Raw genomic sequence first — 26,442 nt, 5'->3', positions numbered from 1 at the left:
GGGCAAAACGCCCCGGTCTGCTTAGCTGAGCGCTTTCGCCAGCAGGGAGATTGGATGTTCACAGCACAGGCTCGTGGACATCTCGATCTGCCATTTGCAGGTTTCACAGTCGGTCACCACCAGGTCTGCGCCGCTCTCTTCGATCTGGCGGAACAGCGGCGCACCGATGGCCTGCGACGTCGGGTAGTTTTCGCTTTTAAAGCCGTAGGTTCCTGCAATCCCGCAGCAGCGCGAATCCAGCACCGTCAGTTCCAGCCCCGGAATCAGCCTGAGTAGCTCCAGCGTATAAATCGCCCAGCCCATTTTTTCCATATGACAGGGTGTGTGATACACCACTTTCAGCGGTAATTTCTTCAACGGCAGCGTCTGCCCGCTATCCAGTTTGCGCCAGATAAAACGGGTGGCCAGCTCGATGTGCTCGCGCAAACCGCTGTTATCGACGTCCAGCAGATGCGGATATTCATCCCGCAGCGTAAAGGTGCAGGTGGACGACGTGGCGAGGACCGGGATCCCTTTGTCGACAATCGCTTCGCGCAGGGAGGTCACGTTGTGCTGGGCCTGTTTACGCGCTCGTTCAGTAAAGCCGTTGGCAATCAGCGGCACGCCGCAGCACTTCTCTTTATTCAGCAACTGCACGCCGGTGCCCATTGCATTCAACACGCTGACCAGATCTTTGCCCAGCTGCGGGTGGTTATAGTTCACGTAACAGCCGTGGAAGAACGCGGCCTGGTCGGTGTACTGCGCCTGTCTCTCGGCAACGCTTTTATACCAGCGGCGGAAAGTCCCGTGGGAGTATTTGGGCAGAATGCGGTGATGATCGATTTTGAGCGCCACGTCGAGGAGCTTTCGCACCGGTTTCAGCGAGGTCGCCGCATTCACCAGCGGGGCGAACGGCGTGGAGACGCTGCCCATCAGATCCGTATGGCTTAAAATGGCATCACGAAGGGTCGGTTTTTGCGTACTGTACTGCGCCCGCGCGCGCTGGATAATATCCCCGATTTTGACATCAGAGGGGCAGGCGACTTCACAGCGCTTGCAGTTAATGCAGTATTTCAGCGCGTCGTCGTACAGTGCGCCATCTTTCAGGCGCAGGCGCTCGCCGTCCGGCCCGGCCTGTTTCGGCCCCGGGTAGCGCGGATTCACGCTACTCACCGGGCAAACGGTGGTGCAGACGGTGCATTTGATGCAGCTTTCAAAACGGGTATCGTTCATGGTTGTTCTCCCGCTCGCTGGCAAATCTGTTCGGCAACGGCCAGCGCCGTGATGGCGCAGACACCGCCGCCGCAGCCCTGGGCTATCGGGTCAAAACCGCCCAGCACCGAGCCAATGGCGTAAAGATTGTCGATCGCCACGCCGGAAAGCTGCGGGCGCAGGTGCTCATCGGTGATGACGCCGAACTGCTGCCACGGCTGGGGTGTGAAGAAATCGCTCTGATACCAGTCGGCGCGGGAGGCGCTCTGACGCACGTCCAGCCCCATCACCGCCTCGCGGATCCCTTCGCGGGTGCTGATTAACCCGTTACTGAAGAAACTGCCGCTCGCCAGCACCACAAAACGGGCACGCAGCGGAATATCCTCATGGTTTCGCGTCCAGACGGCATGGGCGTTACCCGCTTCAAGCGACACTTTTTTGACTTCATCCCCCGCCATCCAGACGCCGCCCTGAGCGATAAACTGCCGCTGAAGCTGATTGTGCAGACGAATTCCTGGCACAGATGGCGGCAGCGTCGGCAGTAGCCAGAGCGGGCAGGGGAGGCGATCGCTGAGCCAGCGCCACAAACGATTATCCGTCAGGCCAAAACAGGCCGGCATGTACAGGGCATCGACGCCCTGCGCCAGAGGATGTAAGGCGTCAAAAATCATCGGCCAGTGAACGTCGTTGTCCAGCAGCCGGGCAATATTCACCGCGCGAAACTCGCTGGCGTTATCCCGCAGCACATCCAGCTCCGGTAACTCGATCTCCGCCGTGTCCGCGTGAATCCCCTGGTGTCGAAGTGACGCAGCGGCAAGATGGGCCTGAAAATCGAGAAATCCGCTGATGCCAATGACGCAGACGCGCTGGTTCTGGCTGGGGGCGACCGGCACCTCTTCCGGACTGAGCCAGGCGCTGCGCTGGGTACCGAGCGGCGTGACGCGGGCGTGATTTTGCCCGGCATTGCCCTTTAAGCGCGCGCCGCAGGCGGCGAGGAGGCTTTCGGTTTCTCGCGCGAAGCGGGCAATATTTTCAACCCCCACCCGGCGGTAAGGGTGTTCAGGCGGCAACGCCGCCGGGTTTTGCACCGCCGTGAGCGGATTCTGGACGGGCGAACCGTCGGCCATCGCGCCGAGCAGGTCCAGGGAGCCTGACGAAAAATGCAGCGCGCTTTGACCGCGACTGATAATGGCGCAGCGCTGGTCGCTTTGCGTCAGCTTCAGGCCGCACAGCAGCCCGGCGAGACCGCCACCAATAATCACCGTATCAAATTTCATCGTGCTGCTCCTTTTCCAGTCCGCACAGCCCCTGGTAGACCCAGCGGGTAAATTCGCTTTCGCGCAGCGCATCGCCCCAGGCGACAGGTTGCACCCCTTTCCAGCGCTCATTGAGGAACTCGCTGAGCTGCGTCAGTGATTGCGCGGAGGTGGTGACATTGAAACGCTGTAACAGGCCCGCCGCGCGGCAGGCGCACAGCTCGCCCTGACAGGTGCCCATCCCAACGCGGGTACGGCGACGTAAATCGAGCAGGTTGTTAACCGCCAGATTTTCCACCGCATACTGTACTTCGCCCGCAGTGACGGCTTCGCATTCGCACACCAGGCTGCGGCTGAGGCGGCCCTGTCCCAGCCAGGCGGGCGTGCGGTCGCCGTGGCGGTAGATGGCCGATCCGCGCAGCGGCGCGGGCAGGGAGATGATTTTTTGCAGCGTTTTTTCGGTTGGCTCCTGCGAGCCTGGCAACGGGCGCTCAGCAGTGGTGCAGGGCTGCGTATTGCCGAGTTTGCGGCATACGGCGTCGGTGGCCCACTGCGCCATCAGCCGGTAGGTCATCAGTTTGCCGCCGGTGATGGTAATGAAACCCTCCAGCCCGTCGCGCGTGGCGTGATCGAGCAACACAATGCCACGGCTGACGTTGCGCCCGCTCGGATCGTCGTCGCTGGCGACCAGCGGGCGTACTCCGGCATAGGCGCGCAGAATGCGGGTTTGCGCCATGATCGGCGCCAGTTTTTCCCCTTCGCGCAGCAGGATATCCACCTCTTCGGCGGTCACCCGATTACAGTCGATATCGTTGTAATCAATGTGCGTGGAGGTGGTACCAATCAGGGAGATGGTATCGCCCGGCACCAGGATGTCGGCGTCGGACGGTTTGCGGCAGCGATTGATGACGTGATTATTGATACGGTGATCGAGGATCAGCAGCGAGCCTTTCGCCGGGAACATGCGAACGGACAGCTCTGCATATTCCGCAATGTGCTGGCCCCAGATCCCGGCAGCATTGACCACCACCCCTGCGTACAGCTCGCTGTGTTCCCCGTACAGGCGATCATAGACACGCACGCCCCGCACGCTGTCGCCTTCACGGATAAGCCCTGTGACTTCATGCGCGGTCAGAATGGTCGCGCCGTGTTCGCGGGCATCGAGCATATTGGCCGCCGTCAGGCGGAAGGGGTCCACGGTGCCGTCGGGCACTTTCACTGCGCCCAGCAGGGCCGGGTTTACCGCCGGTTCTATGCGCCGGGCAAGCAGAGGATCTATCGCTTCGGCATTGATTCCCGCGTTAGTGCAGGCGGTAATAAAGGTTTTCTGAAACGCCAGATCGTCCTCTGGCAGCGTGATAAACAGGCCGTCCGTGGGTTCAATGCAGTGGCGGGCGATGCGTTTGAGGATCTGGTTTTCGGCGATGCACTCGCGCGCGGATTCGTTGTCGGTCACGGCGTAGCGCGCGCCGCTGTGCAATAAGCCGTGATTGCGCCCGGTGGCGCCGGTGGCGATATCGTGACGTTCGAGCAGCGTAACGCTTAAGCCTCGCAGGGCGCAGTCCCGCGCCATCCCGGCGCCCGTTGCGCCGCCGCCAATGATAATCACATCGCTATAACGGGGATCGCGGATTGCCATTGTCTTCCCTCATGTTCGTTTTTTACCATTTAGCCACATCAAAAATGTGGTTTGTTTGATTTCGAACACAAACGAGCGCAATTCGAAAATGAAACGTGATTCCGTGCGCCTTTTTGCGCACTGTGTCATATTTCTGTAACAATTCGTGCGTTGATTCACAGTAACAATCGTCGTGATTATTTAACATCCCCAGCCTCTCTGGAGCTGGGGTGCAGTAAAAGCCCTGGCAATTAACAATATGGCCACGGAGGCTGTTATGCTCAGTATCTTTAAACCTGCTCCGCATCGGGCACGTCTGCCAGAGGCAGAAGTTGACCCGCTTTATCGCCGCCTGCGCTGGCAAATCTTCCTCGGAATTTTCTTCGGCTATGCCGCTTACTATCTGGTGCGCAAAAACTTCGCCCTGGCGATGCCGTATCTGGTTGAACAGGGTTTTTCGCGCGGTGACTTAGGTTTCGCGCTCTCCGGCATTTCAATTGCCTACGGTTTTTCGAAATTCATCATGGGGTCGGTCTCGGACCGCTCGAATCCGCGCGTCTTCTTACCGGCAGGCCTGATTCTGGCTGCGGCGGTAATGCTGTTTATGGGCTTTGTGCCCTGGGCGACCTCCAGCATCGCAGTGATGTTTGTGCTGCTGTTTATCTGCGGCTGGTTCCAGGGAATGGGGTGGCCACCGTGCGGACGGACCATGGTCCACTGGTGGTCGCAGAAAGAGCGCGGCGGGATTGTGTCGGTGTGGAACTGCGCCCATAACGTCGGCGGCGGTATTCCGCCACTGCTGTTCCTGCTAGGGATGGCGTGGTTTAATGACTGGAAAGCGGCGCTGTACATGCCTGCATTTGGCGCGATTCTGGTGGCGATGATTGCTTTTGCGCTGATGCGCGATACCCCGCAATCCTGCGGCCTGCCGCCAATTGAAGAGTATAAAAACGACTATCCGGACGACTACAGCGAGCAGCACGAAGAGGAGCTGACGGCGAAGCAAATCTTCATGAAATACGTCCTGCCGAACAAACTGCTGTGGTACATCGCGGTGGCGAACGTTTTTGTCTATCTGCTGCGATACGGCATCCTTGACTGGTCGCCAACCTATCTGAAAGAGGTGAAGCACTTCGCGCTGGATAAATCATCCTGGGCCTATTTCTTATATGAATATGCCGGGATCCCGGGCACGCTGATTTGCGGCTGGATGTCGGATAAAGTGTTCAAAGGCAACCGCGGTGCAACGGGCGTGTTCTTTATGACGCTGGTGACCATCGCCACGATCGTTTACTGGCTCAACCCTCCGGGAAATCCGGGCGTGGATATGGCCTGTATGATCGTGATTGGCTTCCTGATTTATGGCCCGGTAATGCTGATCGGCCTGCATGCCCTTGAACTGGCGCCGAAGAAAGCGGCAGGGACCGCCGCAGGCTTTACCGGTCTGTTTGGTTATCTCGGTGGATCGGTCGCCGCCAGCGCTATCGTCGGTTACACGGTCGATTTCTTCGGCTGGGACGGTGGCTTTATGGTGATGATTGGCGGCAGCATAATGGCAGTATTGCTGCTGATTGTGGTGATGTTCGGTGAAAAACGTCATCACGCGGAGATGATGCAGAAACGCGGATAAAAAAATGCCCGCGAAAGCGGGCATTTAGTGCGTGCAGGCATTACATCTCGATTTCGATATCGCCTTTTGCCCGGCAACAGCAGGGCAAAATTTCCCCTTCATTGATGAACGCCAGCGGCTCGGTGAGCCAGTCGACCTGGCCTGCCACTAAACGACAGCGGCAGGAGCCGCAGTAACCGGCGCGGCACTGGTATTCGACTTCCACCTGATGCGACTCAAGCGCGACCAGCAGAGAAGGGTGCTCTTCGCGGCACAGAACTTCTGTGCCGGAAAGGCTTAGCGTGACGCGGCTCATCAGAGCTGGAAATCGCTCAGGTCGTCAGTATTGACTTCGGAATCAATCTGACCGACCAGGTAAGAACTCACTTCCACTTCCTGCGGCGCAACCTGGACGTTGTCGGACACCAGCCAGGTGTTGATCCACGGAATCGGGTTAGAGCGCGTTTTAAACGGCAGCTCAAGGCCCACCGCCTGCATGCGGATGTTGGTGATGTACTCCACGTACTGACACAGAATGTCTTTGTTCAGACCGATCATGGAACCGTCGCGGAACAGGTAATCTGCCCACTCTTTTTCCTGCTGAGCGGCCAGCACGAACAGGTCGTAGCACTCCTGTTTGCACTCTTCGGCAATCTCTGCCATTTCCGGATCGTCCACGCCGCTGCGCAGCAGATTCAGCATGTGCTGAGTGCCGGTCAGGTGCAGGGCTTCGTCGCGAGCGATCAGACGGATAATTTTCGCGTTACCTTCCATCAGCTTGCGCTCGGCGAAGGCAAATGAGCAGGCAAAGCTGACATAGAAGCGAATCGCTTCCAGCGCGTTGACGCTCATCAGACACAGGTACAGCTGTTTTTTCAGGGCGCGCAGATTCACGGTCACGGTTTTACCGTTGACGTTGTGGGTGCCTTCGCCCAGCAGATGCCAGTAGCTGGTCATCTCGATCAGCTCGTCGTAGTAGTGGGCGATGCCCTCTGCGCGTTTCTGGATCTGCTCGTTGGTAACGATATCGTCAAACACCACCGCCGGATCGTTCACGATGTTACGGATGATGTGGGTGTAGGAGCGCGAGTGGATCGTCTCGGAGAACGCCCAGGTTTCGACCCAGGTTTCCAGTTCAGGAATAGAGATCAGCGGCAGCAACGCCACGTTCGGGCTACGACCCTGAATGGAATCCAGCAGCGTCTGATACTTCAGGTTGCTGAGGAAAATGTGCTTTTCATGGTCAGGCAGTGCCTGAAAGTCGATACGATCGCGTGAAACATCCACTTCTTCCGGACGCCAGAAGAAGGAGAGTTGCTTTTCGATCAGCTTTTCGAAGATGTCATATTTTTGCTGATCGTAGCGTGCCACGTTGACCGATTGTCCGAAGAACATGGGCTCTTTGAGCTGGTCGTTTTTCGTCTGTGAAAAGGTGGTATATGCCATTGAAGTGAGTCCTGTAGGAGTGTAATGCCGGACATCGCTTTGCGTATCCGGCCTACAACACCTCGAAATTATGTAGGCCGGATACGGCGTTTACGCCGCCATCCGGCAAAAGGCAAAACTAGATCTTACATGCGCCGCTTTCGCAGCCATCGTCCTGGATTGAAGGCGCCATATCATCCTGCGCATCTTCTGCACCGTCACGGGTGTTGTGATAGTACAGGGTTTTCACGCCAAATTTGTAGGCGGTCAGCAGATCTTTGAGCAACTGTTGCATCGGCACTTTTCCTGACGGGAAGCGCGTCGGATCGTAGTTGGTATTCGCAGAGATCGACTGGTCGATAAACTTCTGCATGATGCCCACCAGCTGCAGGTAACCGTCGTTATTCGGCATTTCCCACAGCAGTTCGTAGTTATTCCCCAGCGTTTCGTAATCCGGCACGACCTGACGCAGCACGCCATCTTTCGAGGCTTTGATGCTCACGTGGCCGCGCGGCGGCTCAATGCCGTTGGTGGCGTTGGAGATCTGCGAGGAGGTCTCGGACGGCATCAGCGCAGAAAGGGTGGAGTTACGCAGACCGTGCGTTTTGATCGATTCACGCAGACCTTCCCAGTCGAGATGCAGCGGCTCGCTGACGATACCGTCTAGATCTTTCTTGTAGGTATCGATCGGCAGAATGCCTTTCGCATAGGTGGTTTCATTGAACCACGGGCACGCGCCTTGCTCTTTCGCCAGCTCGTTCGAGGCTTTCATCAGGTAATACTGAATGGCTTCGAAAGTTTCATGCGTCAGGTTATTGGCGCTGCCGTCGGAGTAACGCTTACCGTTTTTCGCCAGCCAGTAGGCAAAGTTGATCACGCCAATACCCAGCGTACGACGGCCCATGGCACCGCGTTTTGCCGCAGGGATTGGGTAGTCCTGATAATCCAGCAGGGCATCCAGCGCGCGAACCGCCAGCACAGCCAGCTCTTCCAGCTCGGACAGGCTCTTGATTGCGCCCAGGTTGAATGCAGACAGAGTACAGAGCGCGATTTCACCGTTTTCGTCGTTAACGTCGTACAGCGGCTTGGTTGGCAGGGCGATCTCCAGGCACAGGTTAGACTGGCGGACTGGCGCGATGGCTGGATCAAACGGGCTGTGGGTGTTGCAGTGGTCCACGTTCTGAATGTAGATACGGCCAGTTGAGGCACGTTCCTGCATCATCAGAGAGAACAGGTCCACCGCTTTGACGCGCTGTTTGCGGATGCTGTCGTCGTTTTCGTACTGGGTGTACAGACGCTCGAACTCATCCTGATCGGCGAAGAACGCATCGTACAGGCCTGGGACGTCGGACGGGCTGAACAGGGTGATGTCCTGGCCTTTCAGCAGGCGGGTATACATCAGTTTGTTGATCTGAACGCCGTAGTCCATGTGACGAACGCGGTTGCCTTCAACGCCACGGTTGTTTTTCAGAACCAGCAGGCTTTCCACTTCGAGATGCCACATTGGGTAGAACAGCGTGGCTGCACCGCCGCGAACGCCGCCCTGAGAGCAGGATTTCACTGCGGTCTGGAAGTGTTTGTAGAACGGGATACAGCCAGTATGGAACGCTTCACCGCCGCGAATTGGGCTACCCAGGGCACGAATACGGCCCGCGTTGATACCGATACCGGCACGCTGGGAGACGTATTTCACAATGGCGCTGGAGGTGGCGTTGATGGAATCCAGGCTGTCGCCGCACTCGATCAGAACGCAAGAGCTGAACTGGCGAGTTGGGGTGCGCACGCCAGACATGATCGGCGTAGGCAGAGAAATTTTAAAGGTAGAAACCGCATCATAGAAACGCTTCACATAGCTCAGGCGGGTTTCACGCGGATAGCCGGAGAACAGGCATGCGGCGACCAGAATGTACAGGAACTGCGCGCTTTCGTAGATTTCACCCGTTACGCGGTTCTGAACCAGGTATTTACCTTCGAGCTGTTTGACCGCGGCGTAGGAGAAGTTCATGTCACGCCAGTGATCGATAAACCCGTTCATCTGCTCGAACTCTTCTTCCGTATAGTCTTCCAGCAGATGCGTGTCGTATTTGCCCAGCTCAACCATTTTGACCACGTGATCATACAGCGCTGGCGGCTCAAACTGGCCGTAGGCTTTTTTACGCAGATGGAAAATGGCAAGACGTGCTGCGAGATACTGATAATCAGGCGCTTCGCGGGAGATGAGATCGGCCGCCGCCTTGATGATGGTCTCGTGGATGTCAGAGGTTTTGATGCCGTCGTAGAACTGAATGTGAGAACGCAGCTCAACCTGGGAGATAGATACGTTATTCAGTCCTTCTGCTGCCCAGTCGAGAACTCGATGGATTTTGTCGAGATTGATACGCTCAGTGGTACCGTCGCGCTTTGTCACCAGCAGACTCTGATTCATGTGGGTTTTTACCTGTCCGTGAATTACCGTGAAATAGAAATATCCCCCGCTTATCCACAGAATGGTCTTGTGACTAACTCTGTGGATAAATACTACATGTAGGGGTTTTGCGATTAAAAGAACGCTATATGGTGAGTATTCTAGTATCGAATCATTTCAGTACAAGGGTTGATTTTGAGGTTAAATTGAGGTTGTGAAAGGGTAAAAAAGCCTAAGTCCTCGTGCTGTAAGGCCTGGACGACATGTCAATAATTAAGAAAAAAAATTCAAAATTTGATCGAGTGCTGATTTCTTCAACGAGAGGTCAAAATTGCGCAACATGACGCCGCGCAATCTTTATAAGAATAGTTTATGACGTTAGTCGTTTTTTGCGGTTGTGTGCAACATATAGTTAACATCTACACCCGGCGCGAGTTTGAATTTGTCCGTTAACGGATTGTAGTGCAGACCGGTGATGTGCTGCTCTTTAAGCCAGGTACCGTCGACCCAGCCTAATAATTCAGCCGGTTTGATAAATTTCTTCACGTCATGGGTGCCTTTTGGCACCATGCGCAGGACATATTCTGCCCCTACGACCGCCATCAGCCACGCCTTGCCGTTACGGTTGATGGTCGAGAAGAAAACCTGTCCACCGGGTTTGACAAGCGCAGCGCAGGCCTTGACCACCGACTGCGGGTCAGGAACGTGCTCTAACATTTCCATGCAGGTGACCACGTCATACTGATGGGCGTGCTTCGCCGCGTGCTCTTCGACCGTCTCCTGCACGTAATCCACCTGAATACCGGTTTCTAACGCATGCAGACGCGCGACCTGTAACGGCTCAAAGCCCATATCCAGCCCGGTGACCGTGGCCCCTTCGCGCGCCATGCTCTCTGCTAGAATGCCGCCGCCGCAGCCGACATCGAGCACGTTTTTACCGAACAGACCGCCGGAACGCTCCGCAATATAGCCCAGACGCAGCGGGTTAATACGGTGCAGAGGTTTGAACTCACCTTCGAGATCCCACCAGCGGGATGCCACCGCTTCAAATTTGGCGATCTCTTCGTGGTCGACGTTGTGAGCTACCGGGGATTTTTCGGCATTCATGGGCGCTTTTACTCCTTATTTCGCAAGAGGATCGAGTATATCAGGCTCTCCCCGCGAATAAAGCATACAGGTTTACCTGTCTCATAGCGGTTGTGTTATAATTTGCGACCTTTGAATCCGGGACACAGTAGAGGGATAGCGGTTAGATGAGCGACCTTGCGAGAGAAATTACACCGGTTAACATCGAGGAAGAGCTTAAGAGCTCCTATCTGGACTATGCGATGTCGGTCATTGTTGGCCGTGCGCTGCCAGACGTCCGAGATGGCCTGAAGCCGGTACACCGTCGCGTACTTTACGCCATGAACGTATTGGGCAATGACTGGAATAAAGCCTACAAAAAATCTGCCCGTGTCGTTGGTGACGTAATCGGTAAATACCACCCTCATGGTGATACCGCCGTTTATGACACTATCGTGCGTATGGCGCAGCCATTCTCCTTGCGTTACATGCTGGTAGATGGCCAGGGTAACTTTGGTTCTGTCGATGGCGACTCCGCGGCGGCGATGCGTTATACGGAAATCCGTATGTCGAAAATCGCCCATGAGCTGATGGCCGACCTGGAAAAAGAGACGGTAGATTTCGTCGATAACTACGACGGTACCGAGCGCATCCCAGACGTGATGCCGACCAAGATCCCGAACCTCTTGGTGAACGGTTCTTCCGGTATCGCCGTCGGTATGGCCACTAACATTCCGCCGCACAACATCACGGAAGTGATCAACGGCTGCCTGGCCTTTATTGACGATGAAGAGATCAGCATTGAAGGGCTGATGGAACACATCCCTGGCCCGGACTTCCCGACTGCCGCCATTATCAATGGTCGTCGCGGTATCGAAGAAGCGTACCGTACCGGTCGTGGCAAAATTTATATTCGTGCCCGCGCGGAAGTGGAAGCTGACGCGAAGACGGGTCGCGAAACCATTATCGTCCACGAAATTCCGTACCAGGTGAACAAAGCGCGCCTGATCGAGAAAATCGCGGAACTGGTAAAAGATAAACGCGTTGAAGGTATCAGCGCGCTGCGTGACGAGTCTGATAAAGACGGTATGCGCATCGTGATTGAAATCAAACGCGACGCGGTGGGTGAAGTTGTTCTTAACAACCTTTACTCCCAGACGCAGCTCCAGGTTTCCTTCGGTATCAACATGGTGGCACTGCACCATGGTCAGCCGAAGATCATGAACCTGAAAGAGATTCTGAGCGCGTTCGTGCGTCACCGCCGTGAAGTGGTGACTCGCCGTACTATTTTCGAACTGCGTAAAGCACGCGATCGTGCGCACATCCTCGAAGCGCTGGCTGTTGCGCTGGCGAACATCGACCCGATCATCGAACTGATCCGTCGTGCGCCAACGCCTGCCGAAGCGAAAGCGGGCCTGGTTGCCCGTCCGTGGGAGCTGGGTAACGTCGCGGCCATGCTGGAACGCGCTGGCGATGATGCTGCGCGCCCTGAGTGGCTGGAGCCGGAGTTCGGCGTGCGTGACGGTCAGTACTATCTGACCGAACAGCAGGCACAGGCGATTCTGGATCTGCGTCTGCAGAAACTGACTGGCCTTGAGCATGAAAAACTGCTCGACGAGTACAAAGAGCTGCTGGAGCAGATTGCTGAACTGCTGCATATCCTCGGTAGCGCAGATCGTCTGATGGAAGTGATTCGTGAAGAGCTGGAACTGGTCCGCGATCAGTTTGGTGATGAGCGTCGCACTGAGATCACCGCCAACAGCGCGGATATCAACATCGAAGATCTGATCAACCAGGAAGATGTGGTTGTGACCCTGTCTCACCAGGGCTACGTGAAGTATCAGCCGCTGACCGACTACGAAGCACAACGTCGTGGTGGTAAAGGCAAATCAGCTGCACGTATTAAAGAAGAAGACTTTATCGACCGCCTGCTGGTGGCCAACACCCACGATACGATCCTCTGCTTCTCCAGCCGTGGCCGTCTGTACTGGATGAAGGTCTATCAGCTGCCGGAAGCGAGCCGTGGGGCGCGTGGTCGTCCAATCGTCAACCTGCTGCCGCTGGAGCCGAACGAACGCATCACTGCGATTCTGCCGGTCCGCGAGTACGCAGAAGGCGTAAACGTCTTTATGGCGACCGCCAGCGGGACCGTGAAGAAAACCGCGCTGAAAGAGTTCAGCCGTCCGCGTTCTGCCGGCATTATTGCCGTCAACCTGAACGAAGGCGACGAACTGATCGGCGTGGATCTGACCTCCGGTACTGACGATGTCATGCTGTTCTCTGCCGCCGGTAAAGTGGTGCGCTTCAAAGAGAGCGCCGTGCGCGCGATGGGTCGTACTGCGACCGGTGTTCGTGGTATCCGACTGGCAGGCGAAGACAGCGTTGTTTCCCTGATTATTCCACGTGGCGAAGGGGCAATCCTGACCGTGACGCAGAATGGTTACGGTAAACGTACGGCCGAAGGGGAATACCCAACCAAGTCTCGCGGTACGCAGGGCGTTATCTCCATTAAAGTCACCGAACGTAACGGCTCCGTTGTCGGCGCGGTACAGGTTGATGACTGCGATCAGATCATGATGATCACCGACGCAGGCACCCTGGTTCGTACCCGCGTGTCTGAGATTAGCGTTGTGGGTCGTAACACCCAGGGCGTGATCCTCATCCGTACTGCGGAAGACGAAAACGTGGTCGGCCTGCAGCGTGTTGCAGAACCGGTGGATGACGAAGAGCTCGATTCCATCGACGGAAGTGTGGCAGAAGGCGATGACGAAATCGCGCCGGAAGCTGACACCGACGACGATGCGGCAGATGATGCCGAAGAGTAATGTCTCCTGACAGAAAAAAGGGCCGGATTCCGGCCCTTTCTTTTTTGCAGACAAGCGAACATTGCGGCAAGCGGCGTTTACCGCTACCTTAACCACATTCTTTTTGACCCTGATGGCGGAGCTTCGCCCCCTTGAAATACCTCGTCTCCTTTCGTACCACGCTTAAAGTCTCTCGCTATTTATTCCGGGCGCTGGCGTTATTGCTCTGGTTACTGGTCGCGCTGTTTTCGGTGTTTTACATCGTCAACACGCTGCACCAAAAGGAGTCCGAGATCCGTCAGGAGTTCAATCTAAGCTCCGATCAGGCCCAGCGCTATATCCAGCGCACGTCCGACGTGATGAAAGAGCTGAAGTACATTGCGGAGAACCGTCTGACGGCGGAAAACGGGATTATGGCGTCCCGTGGGCGCGACGAGAAATCGGAAGTCCCGGATTTCGAGCCGTTGTTCCCGGATTCCGACTGCTCGGCGATGGGCAACTCCTGGCGAGGCTCCCTCGAATCACTGGCCTGGTTTATGCGCTACTGGCGCGATAATTTCTCTGCGGCCTACGATCTTAACCGCGTGTTCCTCATCGGCAGCGAAAACCTCTGTATGGCCGATTTCGGCCTGCGAGATATGCCCGTCGAGCGCGAGGATGCGCTGAAAAAACTGCATGAACGTATTCTCAAATACCATAACGCCCCTCAGGATGAGCGCGGCAACAATATTTTCTGGATTAGCCAGGGTCCGCGTCCTGGCGTGGGCTATTTCTATGGCCTGACGCCTGTCTATCTGGCTAACCGCCTGCAGGCGCTGCTGGGCACCGAGCAGACGATTCGCATGGAGAACTTCTTCACGCCAGGCAGCCTGCCGATGGGCGTGACCATTCTCGATGAAAATGGCCATAAGCTGATTTCACTCACCGGTCCTGAGGATCGTTTAAAAGTCGATCCGCGCTGGATGCAGGAGCGTTCCTGGTTTGGTTATACCTCGGGGTTCCGCGACCTGGTGCTGAAGAAAAGCCTGCCGCCGTCTTCACTGAGTATTGTCTACTCCGTGCCGGTCGATATGGTGCTGGAACGCATCCGGATGCTGATCCTCAACGCAATCCTGCTGAACGTGCTGGTAGGCATTGCGCTGTTTACGCTGGCGCGGATGTATGAGCGCAAGATTTTCATTCCGGCAGAGAGCGACGCCCAGCGGCTGGAAGAGCACGAGCAGTTCAACCGCAAAATCGTCGCTTCGGCGCCCGTCGGCATCTGTATTCTGCGCACCCAGGACGGAACGAATATCCTCAGTAATGAGCTGGCGCATAACTATCTGAACATGCTGACGCACGAAGACCGGCAGCGGCTGACGCAAATCATCTGCGGGCAGCAGGTCAATTTTGTCGATGTGCTCACCAGCAACCATACGAACCTGCAGATCAGTTTTGTTCACTCGCGCTATCGCAACGAAAACGTGGCGATTTGCGTGCTGGTGGATGTCTCCTCGCGCGTGAAAATGGAAGAGTCCTTGCAGGAGATGGCGCAGGCGGCAGAACAGGCCAGCCAGTCGAAATCCATGTTCCTCGCCACCGTCAGCCATGAGCTGCGCACGCCGCTGTACGGCATTATCGGTAACCTCGATCTGCTGCAAACCAAAGAGCTGCCGAAGGGCGTCGATCGTCTGGTGACGGCGATGAACAACTCATCGAGCCTGCTGCTGAAAATTATCAGCGACATTCTCGACTTCTCCAAAATTGAGTCTGAGCAGCTGAAAATCGAGCCGAGCGAGTTTTCGCCGCGTGAGGTGATGAACCATATCAGCGCCAACTATATGCCGCTGGTGGTGCGCAAACAGCTGGGACTTTACTGCTTTATCGAGCCGGATGTGCCGGTGACATTGCAGGGCGACCCGATGCGCCTGCAGCAGGTGATTTCCAACCTGCTGAGCAATGCGATCAAGTTTACCGACATCGGCTGTATCGTCCTGCATGTTTCCCGCGCCGGGGATTATTTGAGTATCCGCGTTCGCGACACGGGGACCGGGATCCCGGCCAAAGAGGTGGTTAAACTGTTTGACCCGTTCTTCCAGGTGGGAACCGGCGTACAGCGTAACTTCCAGGGTACAGGCCTTGGGCTTGCGATTTGCGAGCAGCTGATCAGCATGATGGACGGCGATATCTCGGTGGATACCGAACCGGGTATGGGCAGCCAGTTTACGATTCGTATTCCGCTCTATTCGGCGAAGTATCCGGTGAAAGCCCCGGCGGATGGGCTGAGCGGTAAAACAATCTGGCTGGCGGTGCATAACGCCTCGCTCTATACCTTCCTCGAGTCGATGCTGACTAACCGTGGCCTTAACGTGATGCGCTACGAGGGGCAAACCGCCGATGCCGACGACACGCTGATTACGGACGTGGAGCTGGACCCGTCCTGGAAAGGCAGAGCCGCGATTATCTTCTGTCGTCGTCATATTGGTATTCCGCAGGAGCGTGTGCCGGGAGAGTGGACGCACAGCGTCGCCACGCCGCATGAGCTGATGCATTTGCTGGCGCATATCTATCGCGTTGAAGTGGATGAGCGCGACGGCGTGAGAGCGCTGCCGTCGCCGGACTCTTCCGTCGCAATGAATGACGATATGATGATTCTGGTGGTCGACGATCATCCGATTAACCGGCGTCTGTTGGCCGATCAGCTCGGATCGCTGGGATATCAATGCCTGACGGCCAATGACGGCGTCGATGCGCTTAACGTGCTCAGCAAAAATCATATTGATATTGTGCTTAGCGACGTCAACATGCCGAACATGGATGGCTATCGCCTGACGCAGCGTATCCGCGAGCAGGGGCTGACTCTGCCGGTGATTGGCGTGACGGCGAATGCGCTGGCGGAAGAGAAGCAGCGCTGCCTGGAGTCGGGAATGGACAGTTGTCTGTCGAAACCGGTGACGCTAGATGTGATCAAGCAGACCCTGACGGTCTACGCGGATCGCGTGCGCAAAAACAGGGCGTAAAAAAAACCGGCAAGCGCGAGCGCTGCCGGGTTTTTTAAGCGAAGAGCAATCAGTCTTTGTCGACCGCGCTCAGCGTCACAGAAGAGAGATAGTTCAGCAGGGCGATGTCATTTTCAACACCCAGCTTCATCATCGCCGATTTCTTCTGGCTACTGATGGTTTTAATGCTGCGGTTCAGCTTCTTGGCAATCTCGGTGACCAGGAAACCTTCCGCGAACAGGCGCAACACTTCGCTCTCTTTCGGTGACAAACGCTTGTCACCGTAACCACCGGCGCTGATTTTCTCCAGCAGACGGGAGACGCTTTCCGGGGTAAATTTCTTGCCTTTCTGCAGGGCGGCAAGCGCTTTCGGCAGATCGGTTGGCGCGCCTTGTTTCAGCACGATCCCTTCAATGTCGAGTTCCAGCACGGCGCTTAAGATCGCCGGGTTGTTGTTCATAGTCAGAACAATGATCGAAATGCTCGGGAAGTGGCGCTTGATGTATTTGATAAGCGTGATCCCATCACCGTATTTATCTCCCGGCATGGAGAGATCGGTGATGAGGACATGGGCATCAAGTTTCGGGAGGTTATTGATAAGTGCTGTAGAGTCTTCAAATTCACCGACAACATTCACCCACTCGATCTGTTCAAGTGATTTGCGAATACCGAACAGTACAATCGGGTGGTCATCGGCAATAATTACGTTCATATTGTTCATGTATAAGGCTACCTTGCTACAGCAAGCTTTTGACGTAGGCGTCAATGTCGCTGATGTATTTTTCTGTGCCAGAAGCATCCTTCTCGCGAATAAGATGTTCCAGCGTTTCACATAACTGCTTGCCCGGAACCAGATTAAGCATGGCAAACACCCCTTTAAGCCGGTGTGCTGTCTGCGCCAGCGCCGCGAAATCCTTCGCAGCGGACTCAGTATACAACCGCTTAACATCATCTGGTACTGTATCTACAAAGAGGGAATAGTATCCGCTGGCATGGAGTTCGGCATTTTCATCGCCACCCAACGGGGACTCCAGGATCTCTTCTTGTGCCAGCTGTTCCTCTATTAGTTGTAGTACAGCTTCCTGCATCGCATTGCTCATATTAAAGTTGACGCGCATCTGGCCGGGGCCGATTTTGCGCACGCCAGACTCATCATCGCTTAAAAGCAAGCCCGAGGCAGTAAGATTAGACGGATTATCAGTTAAAAACAGATCATATTCTTGACTTGTAAGCCTGTCGTCCGGGGTGATGCAGGACGCGCCCCAGTTTTCCAGCTGACGAACCACAATGTTGCGGATCTCGTTCGAGGTCACATCCACCATGATCACCACATCATCCAGCAGACGCTCTTCGTCCTCTTCCTCTGGGGTCGCGGCCATTTTGACGTGCAGGGAATAGCGCGTACCAAGGGACTCGCGGGCTTTAATATTAAGGTGCCCGCCCAGTTTACGCGCCAGCTGATCGCACAGCCAGAAGGTGAGGGGATTGGCTTTGCCGTAGTTGTCGCTCTGAGTATCGTTAAGGAACGGGAAGTGCAGGTTATCGACTTCGCTCAGCGTCACGCCTTCGCCCGTATCCAGGATACGGATCGTCAGGCGGTCTTGAGCGGATTCGTCTGCGCTGACTTCCAGCGTAATCTTGCCGATTTGAGTGGTGGTGACGGAGTACTGAATCAGCATCAGCACGATGCGGCGCAGGGCATCGCGGTCGCCGTGGCGTTTATCGTTGGCCGGCAGATGGTTGTTAATCAGCAGCTGCAGCCCTTTACGCTTAATCACCGGCAGGACTTCAGGCACCACTTCGTTGATCAGATCCTGAATCGAGAACAGGGTAGGGTTCCCTCTCCAGGAGTCGTTTTCCAGCATATTAGCCAGCTGAATTTCATCCACCATCCGCACGAGCGTATCCGCCTGAGTGGCAAGCTGATGGCTTTCTGGCGTGCTGATGTTTGCGGCCTGGCTTGCCAGCGCTTTCAGCGGACGCTTAAACGCATCGCTGATGTTTTGCATAAAGACCGCGCGGCCCTGCTGGTTCTTCTCATACAGCCGCTGGGCCTGCTTGAGTTTCTTGTTCACCAGCACTTCACGGTCCTGATCGCGGATGATAAAGATTTGGGTGCGGGAAGCAACCTGGCTGCGGAACTGACGAATTTCATACAGTTCATTATTAATGGTGGCCTGAATGACGCCCTGGTGCTGATCGGCCATCGCCGTGATGTTCTGCAAATTCAGGTGCGGCAGCAGATGATCGGCAATCTTGTTGCTCATAATGGTGCGATTGGCTTCCTGATCATGCACCAGCAGCCCGAGCGGGAGGATGGAGACAATCTCCTCATTCAGCGCCCGCAGGACGCGCAGTTCGTTGCCTGAGCCGGATGACGACACGCTTTCGCTTTGACGTCCAGGCTGGAAGCGGAAGGTGCTGTAGCCAAACAGCGCCAGCGCCAGCAGGCCGATATTCAGCAGCAGCGGCAGGAGAATATTTTGCAGAGTATCCAGCAGTAACGTACCAAACGGCACCTGCCAGACCAGGCGCATACCGGTGGAGTTCAGCGCAGAGGCGATCTCAATCTTCGAGCCATTGAACGTAATGGTGGCGCTCTCCGGGCCCTCTTTCTTATCGGCTGATGCGCGCAGATTTTGTGCGGAGCTGTCTGGCTCCAGACGGAAACTGTCCAGCGGCATGTCAGGCGGGATCAGATCGTTAATCGGCAAATCAAAGGCCACGACGGTCGCCAGATGGCCCGGCTGGTTAAAGGTGGTGCGCAGGGTAAAGTAATGCCCGTTCTGCCACGCCAGGCGGCGCAGAGAGGAGAAACTTTCGCGCTCATCCAGGGCGTTGGCCTGCTGGAGCATTTCGGCGCGGCGGGAATCGACGATCGAGCCGATGGTGGACTCTTTAAACCCGGATGAGAGATCTTTCAGCGGCAGCGTGGAGATCAGGATCATGCTGTTATCCTGACCGTTGAGATAATACATCGACCACGGCACCGTTTCTGCGCCCCACAGCGTGTCGAGATAGGTCGACATCCGCTGTGTCATCTCAAGCGTGGCGCTATCGTGCGAACCAAAAATCAGGGCCTCGGTTTTACGGCGCGTTTTTTCGAGGTAATACACGTCCTGCTTAAGACGCGTCTCCTGCAGATTCTCACCCGACGAGGTTCCCGGTGCGGCGGCAATGTTGTCATAAATCTGCCAGGTGGCGTAACGCCAGGTATCAATACGCTTATGCACCGCGTGGGTAATATCAACAATCTGGTAGCTCCTGTCCTTCAGCCAGGTATTGACCGCGCTCTGCACCATCACTCCCATCGTCACCAGCAGCACAATGATTAAGAGAAGGAAGAAGCGGGTGATGCTCCCCGGAAGGAGGGAGAACTTACCTGTTGCTGTGGTTTCAGACTGACTCATTGATATGTTTAACCCGATATGGCCGCACGTAAGGGGGAGTGGGCAGTATAAAGGGTAATACCTGAATTTCCAGCATCGTAGCCAGAGCTGACGGGACTTTTTCGACTTTAAATAGCGCAGGGCGGGGTAGATTTAAAAGTGTACAAACGCGATCGAATTGTACAAATAATTGGCAAGGAATGTGAAAAATAGCACTAATTAACAAGAAATTAAAATTTGATAAAGCGACGGGAAAGGAAATTTAGGGACATAATCGAATTAATTAATAGTTGTTATAATTTCAGTGCGGTAGCACAGATAAATTCAGTTTACGTAAAGAAGCGTAAAAAAAAACCGAATGCAGTGCACTCGGCTGAATTAGGGATAAACAGACATTCAAAACTGAATGACGGTAATAAATAAGTTAATGATGATAGCGGGAGTTATTTTAGTGATCTCGACGGTTTTTGTTTTGACAATCAGTGCGGTAATGATTACTTTGGCCATCTCTCTGATATATATCATCTATTTTCAATTTTTGATTTAATGTGCTTTATTTATTAGCTCTTAGTGCTATCAAAAAGTTCCCCTTTATTTACAAATTGAAACATGTTTGTAGATGAATGAAACATCTTCAAAGTTTTCGTATCATATTCTTATTGGATTATTCTGTAATTTTGCGGAGAATGAAGTTGCCGACTGGTTAAGAGGGTTAATCAGTAAGCAGTGGTAATAATAAGGCATATAAAGGCATATAACAGAGGGTTAATAAAATGAAAGTTAAAGTCCTGTCCCTCCTGGTACCAGCTCTGCTGGTAGCAGGCGCAGCAAATGCGGCTGAAATTTATAACAAAGACGGCAACAAATTAGATCTGTTCGGTAAAGTCGACGGTCTGCACTATTTCTCCGATGACAAAGGCGCTGATGGCGATCAGACCTACATGCGTATCGGCTTCAAAGGCGAAACTCAGGTTAACGATCAGCTGACCGGTTACGGCCAGTGGGAATACCAGATTCAGGGTAACACCGACGAGAGCGACAACCAGTCCTGGACTCGTGTGGCCTTCGCGGGTCTGAAGTTCGCTGACGCAGGTTCTTTCGACTATGGTCGTAACTACGGCGTTATCTACGATGTCACCTCCTGGACTGACGTTCTGCCAGAATTCGGCGGCGACACCTACGGTGCTGACAACTTCCTGCAGTCCCGTGCTAACGGCGTTGCAACTTACCGTAACCAGGACTTCTTCGGTCTGGTTGATGGCCTGAACTTTGCTCTGCAGTATCAGGGTAAAAACGGCAGCGTTGACGGCGAAAACGACACCGGTCGTAGCACTCTGAAACAGAACGGCGACGGCTACGGCGCATCCCTGACCTACAACCTGGGCGAAGGCTTCAGCGTGGGTGGTGCGATGTCTTCCTCTAAACGTACTGCTGACCAGAATGCAGCAGGCGTGTACGGCGAAGGCGATCACGCAGAAGTGTATAGCGGTGGTCTGAAATATGATGCCAACAACATTTACCTGGCAGCACAGTACTCCCAGACTTACAACGCAACCCGTTTCGGCGACTCCCAGAGCAGCAGCGACATCTACGGTTTTGCTAACAAAGCACAGAACTTCGAAGTGGTTGCTCAGTACCAGTTCGACTTCGGTCTGCGTCCATCCGTGGCTTACCTGCAGTCTAAAGGTAAGGACGTAAGCAACAACACCACCAACTTCGGCGATCAGGATCTGCTGAAATATGTTGATGTTGGCGCGACTTACTACTTCAACAAAAACATGTCCACCTACGTGGATTACAAAATCAACCTGCTGGATGAAAACAACTTCACCCGTCAGGCAGGTATCGGTACTGATGATATCGTCGCTCTGGGTCTGGTTTACCAGTTCTAAGACACGCTCAGTAACACAAAGGGGCCTTATGGCCCCTTTTTCTATTCTCTTTTTAGGGCCTTACCTGCGACCGGGTTTGATATACTCTTGCCGCCCAGGCATGAGGATGATAACGAATGGACATGACTTTTTGGCGCGCTGGCATTCTGGCGAGCTTTTTCTTACTGGCGGCATGCGACTCTTCCACCCCTTCGGTGAAACCTGCTGCGCCTGCAGCCACGGTGCTGGAAGGGAAAACCATGGGAACCTTCTGGCGCGTCAGCATCATGAATGTTGATGCCAGACGCGCGGACGAACTGCGCGCTAAAATTCAGTCTCAGCTCGACGCTGACGATCAGCTGCTCTCGACCTATAAAAATGACTCTGCGCTGATGCGCTTCAATCTGTCCAATAGCACCTCCCTGTGGCCCGTAAGCGAGGCGATGGCCGACATCGTCACAGAGGCGCTACATATTGGCTATAAAACCAACGGGGCGATGGATATTACCGTCGGGCCGCTGGTGAATTTATGGGGCTTTGGCCCAACCAAACAGCCGGAGAAAATCCCCGATCAGGCGCAAATCGACGATGCCCGCGCCCGCACCGGTTTGCAGCATCTGACGGTGATCAACCAATACGGTCAGCAGTATCTGCAAAAAGACATTCCCGATCTGTTTGTGGATCTTTCAACGGTCGGGGAGGGCTACGCGGCGGATCATCTGGCCGCGCTGATGACCCAGGAAGGGATCTCACGCTATCTGGTCTCCGTCGGTGGCGCGCTGGTCAGCCGTGGACTGAATGCCAGCGAAAAGCCCTGGCGCGTGGCGATCCAAAAACCGACCGACATCCAGAACGCAGTCCAGGCGGTGGTGGATATTAACGGCCATGGCATCAGTACCTCCGGAAGCTATCGGAATTACTACGAGCTGGACGGGAAACGTCTCTCTCACGTCATCGATCCGCAGACCGGTCGCCCGATCGAACATAATCTGGTCTCCGTTACCGTCATCGCTCCCACTGCGCTGGAGGCCGATACCTGGGATACGGGGCTGATGGTGTTGGGGCCAGAGAAGGCGAAAGAGGTGGTGCGCCAGGAAGGGCTGGCAGTGTATATGATCACCCGCGAGGGCGAGACGTTTAAAACCTGGATGTCGCCGCAGTTCCAGAGCTTCTTAATTAGCGAACAAAATTAAAAAGCAAGGTTGCGGGTTTTTGTTCAGTGGCACTCCGGCATTGTGTGAGTATGCTTGTAAGAGGAGCCGATGATGAAAAACCTGATCCTGAATACCGATGAGGAACGCTGGCTGGCAGTGCTGGCCCGCGATTCCAGTGCCGATAACCAGTTTGTCTTTGCCGTCCAGACAACCGGCATCTTTTGCCGCCCTTCCTGCCGGGCGCGCCACGCGCTGCGCAAGAATGTCCGTTTCTTCCCCGATGCCCGTCATGCTGAACAGGCCGGGTTTCGCCCCTGCAAACGCTGCGCGCCGGACAAAGCCGATCCTCAGGCCGCAAAAATGGCCAAAATCGAAAAAGCCTGCCGCCTGCTGGAAGAGGACTCCGCGCTGACCCTGACTGCGCTGGCAGAAGCGGTGGCGATGAGTCCGTTCCATTTTCACAGGCTGTTTAAATCCCACACCGGGATGACGCCGAAATCCTGGCAGCAGGCGGCGCGCGCGCGACGTTTACGGGCCGCACTGACGCAGGGCGATACCATTACCGATTCCGTACTGGCCGCCGGTTTCCCCGACAGCAGCAGCTACTACCGAAAAGCAGACGACGTGTTGGGCATGACCGCAAAACAGTACCGCAATGGCGGGAGTGACGTGACCGTGCGCTACGCCATTAGCGACTGCGAACTGGGCCGTTGCCTGGTGGCGGAAAGTGAGCGCGGGATCTGTGCGATTTTACTGGGCGATAATGACGATGCCCTGGCAGAAGAAATTCATTCGCTTTTCCCGCACGCACAGCAGGAAACGCCCGAGGGGAACTTTGCGGGCAGGCTGCATCAGGTGATTACGAGTCTGGATAACAGCGGCACGGCGCTGGCGCTGCCGCTGGATATTCGCGGTACCGCGTTTCAGCAGCAGGTCTGGCAGGCACTGCGCGCGATCCCCTGCGGTGAAACCGCGAGCTACCAGCAGGTCGCCAGTGCCATCGGCAAACCCAACGCGGTGCGGGCGGTGGCAAGCGCCTGTGCGGCCAACAAACTGGCGATCGTTATCCCTTGTCACCGCGTCGTGCGAAACGACGGCGCCTTGTCCGGCTATCGCTGGGGAACGGCGCGCAAAGCGCAGTTGCTGCAGCGTGAAGCGAAAAATCAGGAGGAGTAATGCTGGATCTGTTTGCGGATAGCGATCCCTGGCAAGAGCCGCTGGCGCCCGGTGCCACCATTTTGCGCCGTTTCGCACTAGCGCGCGCCGATGCGCTGTTTCAGGCAATTGCTGAGGTCGCTGCGCTATCGCCGTTCCGCCATATGGTCACGCCGGGCGGATACACCATGTCCGTGGCGATGACGAACTGCGGATCGCTTGGTTGGACGACTAACGATCGCGGGTATCTCTATTCACCTATCGATCCTGTGACGGGCCAGCCCTGGCCATTAATTCCCGCAGCGTTCAGCACGCTCTGTCATGACGCGGCAGTCGCGGCGGGCTATCCGCACTTTCAGCCCGACGCCTGCCTGGTCAACCGCTACGCGCCGGGATCAAAGCTGTCGCTACATCAGGACAAAGACGAGCCGGATCTGCTTGCGCCGATTGTGTCTGTTTCGCTGGGTCTCCCTGCGGTCTTCCAGTTTGGCGGCCTGAAGCGCAGCGATCCGCTTAAGCGGCTGATGCTTGAGCACGGTGACGTGGTGGTGTGGGGCGGGGAATCACGGCTTTTTTATCACGGGATTCAACCCCTTAAACCCGGCATTCATCCACTGGCGGGGGAGTACCGCTACAATCTGACCTTCCGCCAGGCGTCGGATAGCGAATAAAAATAAGAATTATTCTTGATGTAACCGTCGGGCAGTTTACACTGCTGGCTGTTTTTTCTTGTCCGGATTGCTTTGCATGCAACTACTTCTCCTTGTCTGGCGTCAGTACCGCTGGCCGTTTGTCGCGGTTATGGCGCTCAGCCTTGCCAGCGCCGCGCTGGGCATTGGGCTTATCGCCTTTATTAACGTCCGTCTGATTGAAATGGTCGATACGAAACTGTCGGTATTGCCGGAGTTTCTCGGCCTGTTGCTGCTGCTGATGGCGGTCACGTTGGCCTCGCAGCTGGCGCTGACGGCCCTGGGGCACCATTTCGTCTATCGCCTGCGCGGCGAATTTATCAAACGTATTCTCGATACGCAGGTTGAACGCATCGAGCAACTGGGCAGTGCGTCACTGCTGGCGGGGCTGACCAGCGATGTACGGGCCATTACGATTGCTTTCGTGCGTTTGCCGGAGCTGGTGCAGGGTATCATTCTGACCTTTGGCTCAGCAGCCTATCTGGCGTGGCTGTCGACCAAAATGCTGGCGGTGACCGCGATTTGGATTGTGGTCACTATCTGGGGCGGTTACCTGCTGGTGGCACGCGTGTATAAGCACATGGCGGTGCTGCGTGAAACAGAAGATAAGCTTTATAACGACTACCAGACGGTGCTGGAAGGGCGCAAAGAGCTGACCCTCAACCGCGAACGCGCCGAGCACATCTTTAACAACCTCTATATTCCCGATGCGCGCGAATATCGCCATCACATCATTCGCGCCGATACCTTCCACCTGAGTGCCGTGAACTGGTCGAATATCATGATGCTGGGCGCAATCGGTCTGGTGTTCTGGATGGCAAACAGCCTCGGCTGGGCCGACACAAACGTGGCGGCGACCTATTCCCTGACGCTGCTGTTCCTGCGTACGCCGCTGCTCTCCGCCGTGGGTGCGCTGCCGACGCTGCTCAGTGCACAGGTGGCCTTCAGAAAACTGAATCAGTTTGCGCTGGCGCCGTTCCGCCCTGAATTTCCTCGCCCGGAAGCCTTCCCGGACTGGAAAACGCTGGAGCTGCGTAACGTCACTTTCCATTACCAGGATAACAACTTCGCCGTTGGCCCGGTCAATCTGACCATCCATCGCGGCGAGCTGCTGTTCCTGATTGGCGGCAACGGTAGCGGAAAATCCACGCTGGCGATGCTGCTGACCGGGCTGTATCAGCCGCAGTCGGGTGAGATCCTGCTGGACGGAAAAGCGCTGTCCGTTGAGAAACCGGAGGATTATCGCAAGCTCTTCTCCGCAGTCTTTACGGATGTCTGGCTGTTCGATCAGCTGTTAGGGCCGGAAGGCAAACAGGCAAATCCTGAGTTGGTCGCGAAGTGGCTCGAACAGCTGAAAATGTCGCACAAGCTGGAGCTTCAGGACGGCAAAATCCTCAATCTCAAACTGTCGAAAGGGCAGAAAAAACGCGTGGCGCTGCTGCTGGCATTAGCGGAAGAGCGCGACATCATTCTGCTGGATGAATGGGCGGCCGACCAGGACCCTCATTTCCGCCGCGAGTTTTATCAGGTGCTGCTGCCGCTGATGCAGGCGATGGGCAAAACGATTTTCGCCATCAGCCACGACGATCACTACTTCGTTCACGCCGACCGCTTGCTGGAGATGCGTGACGGACAGCTCAGCGAGCTGACCGGCGAGGAGCGTGATGCCGCCTCGCGAGATGCTGTGGCGCGTACCGCGTAAAGGTAAACATGCCGGGGGGCGGCCACGTCTTACCCGGCATGTTTTACGACAAAACCTGCTATCCGCTCCTTTTTTATCCATTCCGCCCATTTGTTTATTATCATTTACATTCCCCCACGCTATGCTTGATAT

General features: G+C 55.5%; 17 protein-coding genes. 8 read left to right on the top strand and 9 right to left on the bottom strand.

Annotated elements, in window-relative coordinates; all coding sequences use genetic code 11:
- Nucleotides 1–21: 21 nt before the first annotated feature.
- Genes glpC through glpA form a run of 3 tightly spaced genes read right to left on the bottom strand, consistent with a single transcriptional unit; the run spans nucleotide 22 to nucleotide 4,086 of the window.
- Nucleotides 22–1,212 (bottom strand): anaerobic glycerol-3-phosphate dehydrogenase subunit GlpC, encoded by a 1,191-nt coding sequence (gene glpC / locus C0560_RS14065; protein ID WP_248858798.1) that lies wholly within the window; start codon nucleotides 1,210–1,212, stop codon nucleotides 22–24.
- Entirely contained in the window at nucleotides 1,209–2,468 is a 1,260-nt protein-coding gene (gene glpB / locus C0560_RS14060) for a glycerol-3-phosphate dehydrogenase subunit GlpB (RefSeq protein ID WP_248858796.1), read from the bottom strand. Before glpB ends, glpC begins: the two co-directional genes overlap by 4 nt.
- Entirely contained in the window at nucleotides 2,458–4,086 is a 1,629-nt protein-coding gene (gene glpA, locus C0560_RS14055; RefSeq protein ID WP_248858795.1) for an anaerobic glycerol-3-phosphate dehydrogenase subunit A, read from the bottom strand. Before glpA ends, glpB begins: the two co-directional genes overlap by 11 nt.
- Before the next feature lie 256 nt (nucleotides 4,087–4,342).
- On the opposite strand from glpA, the gene glpT reads away from it, so the two are divergent.
- Nucleotides 4,343–5,695, top strand: coding sequence for a glycerol-3-phosphate transporter (glpT, locus tag C0560_RS14050; RefSeq protein ID WP_100779472.1), 1,353 nt, complete (start codon nucleotides 4,343–4,345; stop codon nucleotides 5,693–5,695).
- Nucleotides 5,696–5,735: 40 nt separating this feature from the next.
- Here glpT and yfaE read toward each other — a convergent pair whose 3' ends face one another.
- The 4 genes from yfaE to ubiG all read right to left on the bottom strand — a co-directional run bounded on the left by yfaE (nucleotide 5,736) and on the right by ubiG (nucleotide 10,610).
- Complete coding sequence (gene yfaE / locus C0560_RS14045) at nucleotides 5,736–5,990, bottom strand: class I ribonucleotide reductase maintenance protein YfaE (protein WP_015959801.1); 255 nt, start codon at nucleotides 5,988–5,990, stop codon at nucleotides 5,736–5,738.
- Complete coding sequence (gene nrdB, locus C0560_RS14040) at nucleotides 5,990–7,120, bottom strand: class Ia ribonucleoside-diphosphate reductase subunit beta (RefSeq protein WP_100779473.1); 1,131 nt, start codon at nucleotides 7,118–7,120, stop codon at nucleotides 5,990–5,992. Before nrdB ends, yfaE begins: the two co-directional genes overlap by 1 nt.
- A 118-nt stretch (nucleotides 7,121–7,238) precedes the next feature.
- A complete protein-coding gene (nrdA, locus tag C0560_RS14035; RefSeq protein ID WP_100779474.1) occupies nucleotides 7,239–9,524 on the bottom strand; it encodes a class 1a ribonucleoside-diphosphate reductase subunit alpha in 2,286 nt (761 codons plus the stop codon).
- Nucleotides 9,525–9,881: 357 nt separating this feature from the next.
- Nucleotides 9,882–10,610 carry a bifunctional 2-polyprenyl-6-hydroxyphenol methylase/3-demethylubiquinol 3-O-methyltransferase UbiG gene (gene ubiG, locus C0560_RS14030; protein WP_100779475.1) on the bottom strand — a complete coding sequence of 243 codons (729 nt, stop codon included), beginning with the start codon at nucleotides 10,608–10,610 and terminating at the stop codon, nucleotides 9,882–9,884.
- A 146-nt stretch (nucleotides 10,611–10,756) separates the two neighbouring features.
- On the opposite strand from ubiG, the gene gyrA reads away from it, so the two are divergent.
- Entirely contained in the window at nucleotides 10,757–13,393 is a 2,637-nt protein-coding gene (gene gyrA, locus C0560_RS14025; protein WP_102104891.1) for a DNA topoisomerase (ATP-hydrolyzing) subunit A, read from the top strand.
- A gap of 131 nt (nucleotides 13,394–13,524) precedes the next feature.
- Nucleotides 13,525–16,371, top strand: a complete 2,847-nt coding sequence (rcsC, locus tag C0560_RS14020) for a two-component system sensor histidine kinase RcsC (protein WP_248858792.1) — start codon at nucleotides 13,525–13,527, stop codon at nucleotides 16,369–16,371.
- 49 nt (nucleotides 16,372–16,420) lie between these two features.
- On the opposite strand, the gene rcsB is transcribed toward rcsC, so the two are convergent.
- Nucleotides 16,421–17,071 carry a response regulator transcription factor RcsB gene (gene rcsB, locus C0560_RS14015; protein ID WP_015959795.1) on the bottom strand — a complete coding sequence of 217 codons (651 nt, stop codon included), beginning with the start codon at nucleotides 17,069–17,071 and terminating at the stop codon, nucleotides 16,421–16,423.
- Nucleotides 17,072–17,087: 16 nt separating this feature from the next.
- Nucleotides 17,088–19,760 carry a phosphotransferase RcsD gene (rcsD, locus tag C0560_RS14010; protein ID WP_102104889.1) on the bottom strand — a complete coding sequence of 891 codons (2,673 nt, stop codon included), beginning with the start codon at nucleotides 19,758–19,760 and terminating at the stop codon, nucleotides 17,088–17,090.
- A 752-nt stretch (nucleotides 19,761–20,512) separates the two neighbouring features.
- On the opposite strand from rcsD, the gene C0560_RS14005 reads away from it, so the two are divergent.
- From C0560_RS14005 to C0560_RS13985, 5 genes are all read left to right on the top strand, one after another.
- Nucleotides 20,513–21,631: a porin OmpC gene (locus C0560_RS14005; protein ID WP_100779480.1), complete on the top strand. Its 1,119-nt coding sequence runs from the start codon at nucleotides 20,513–20,515 to the stop codon at nucleotides 21,629–21,631.
- Between the two features lie 116 nt (nucleotides 21,632–21,747).
- Complete coding sequence (gene apbE / locus C0560_RS14000; protein WP_248858790.1) at nucleotides 21,748–22,803, top strand: FAD:protein FMN transferase ApbE; 1,056 nt, start codon at nucleotides 21,748–21,750, stop codon at nucleotides 22,801–22,803.
- Nucleotides 22,804–22,875: 72 nt separating this feature from the next.
- Nucleotides 22,876–23,940 (top strand): bifunctional DNA-binding transcriptional regulator/O6-methylguanine-DNA methyltransferase Ada, encoded by a 1,065-nt coding sequence (ada, locus tag C0560_RS13995; RefSeq protein ID WP_248860292.1) that lies wholly within the window; start codon nucleotides 22,876–22,878, stop codon nucleotides 23,938–23,940.
- On the top strand, nucleotides 23,940–24,590 hold the full coding sequence (gene alkB / locus C0560_RS13990; protein ID WP_248858786.1) for a DNA oxidative demethylase AlkB: 651 nt from the start codon (nucleotides 23,940–23,942) through the stop codon (nucleotides 24,588–24,590). Before ada ends, alkB begins: the two co-directional genes overlap by 1 nt.
- Nucleotides 24,591–24,666: 76 nt before the next feature.
- Nucleotides 24,667–26,310, top strand: a complete 1,644-nt coding sequence (locus C0560_RS13985; protein WP_194513029.1) for a multidrug ABC transporter permease/ATP-binding protein — start codon at nucleotides 24,667–24,669, stop codon at nucleotides 26,308–26,310.
- Nucleotides 26,311–26,442 lie beyond the last annotated feature (132 nt).

Origin of the sequence: Lelliottia sp. AC1 (assembly GCF_023278595.1) — a bacterium.
Lineage (GTDB): Bacteria > Pseudomonadota > Gammaproteobacteria > Enterobacterales > Enterobacteriaceae > Enterobacter > Enterobacter nimipressuralis.
The sequence above is the reverse complement of the archived record's forward strand: the minus strand, read 5'-3'. Positions and strand labels throughout refer to the sequence as shown.

Coding starts and splice junctions, on each gene's coding strand:
- alkB (WP_248858786.1), top strand. CDS start 23,940: ATGCTGGATCTGTTTGCGGATAGCGATCCCTGGCAAGAGCCGCTGGCG.
- C0560_RS14005 (WP_100779480.1), top strand. CDS start 20,513: ATGAAAGTTAAAGTCCTGTCCCTCCTGGTACCAGCTCTGCTGGTAGCA.
- rcsB (WP_015959795.1), bottom strand. CDS start 17,071: ATGAACAATATGAACGTAATTATTGCCGATGACCACCCGATTGTACTG.
- gyrA (WP_102104891.1), top strand. CDS start 10,757: ATGAGCGACCTTGCGAGAGAAATTACACCGGTTAACATCGAGGAAGAG.
- glpA (WP_248858795.1), bottom strand. CDS start 4,086: ATGGCAATCCGCGATCCCCGTTATAGCGATGTGATTATCATTGGCGGC.
- nrdA (WP_100779474.1), bottom strand. CDS start 9,524: ATGAATCAGAGTCTGCTGGTGACAAAGCGCGACGGTACCACTGAGCGT.
- ada (WP_248860292.1), top strand. CDS start 22,876: ATGAAAAACCTGATCCTGAATACCGATGAGGAACGCTGGCTGGCAGTG.
- ubiG (WP_100779475.1), bottom strand. CDS start 10,610: ATGAATGCCGAAAAATCCCCGGTAGCTCACAACGTCGACCACGAAGAG.
- C0560_RS13985 (WP_194513029.1), top strand. CDS start 24,667: ATGCAACTACTTCTCCTTGTCTGGCGTCAGTACCGCTGGCCGTTTGTC.
- yfaE (WP_015959801.1), bottom strand. CDS start 5,990: ATGAGCCGCGTCACGCTAAGCCTTTCCGGCACAGAAGTTCTGTGCCGC.
- glpC (WP_248858798.1), bottom strand. CDS start 1,212: ATGAACGATACCCGTTTTGAAAGCTGCATCAAATGCACCGTCTGCACC.
- apbE (WP_248858790.1), top strand. CDS start 21,748: ATGGACATGACTTTTTGGCGCGCTGGCATTCTGGCGAGCTTTTTCTTA.
- rcsD (WP_102104889.1), bottom strand. CDS start 19,760: ATGAGTCAGTCTGAAACCACAGCAACAGGTAAGTTCTCCCTCCTTCCG.
- nrdB (WP_100779473.1), bottom strand. CDS start 7,120: ATGGCATATACCACCTTTTCACAGACGAAAAACGACCAGCTCAAAGAG.
- glpB (WP_248858796.1), bottom strand. CDS start 2,468: ATGAAATTTGATACGGTGATTATTGGTGGCGGTCTCGCCGGGCTGCTG.
- glpT (WP_100779472.1), top strand. CDS start 4,343: ATGCTCAGTATCTTTAAACCTGCTCCGCATCGGGCACGTCTGCCAGAG.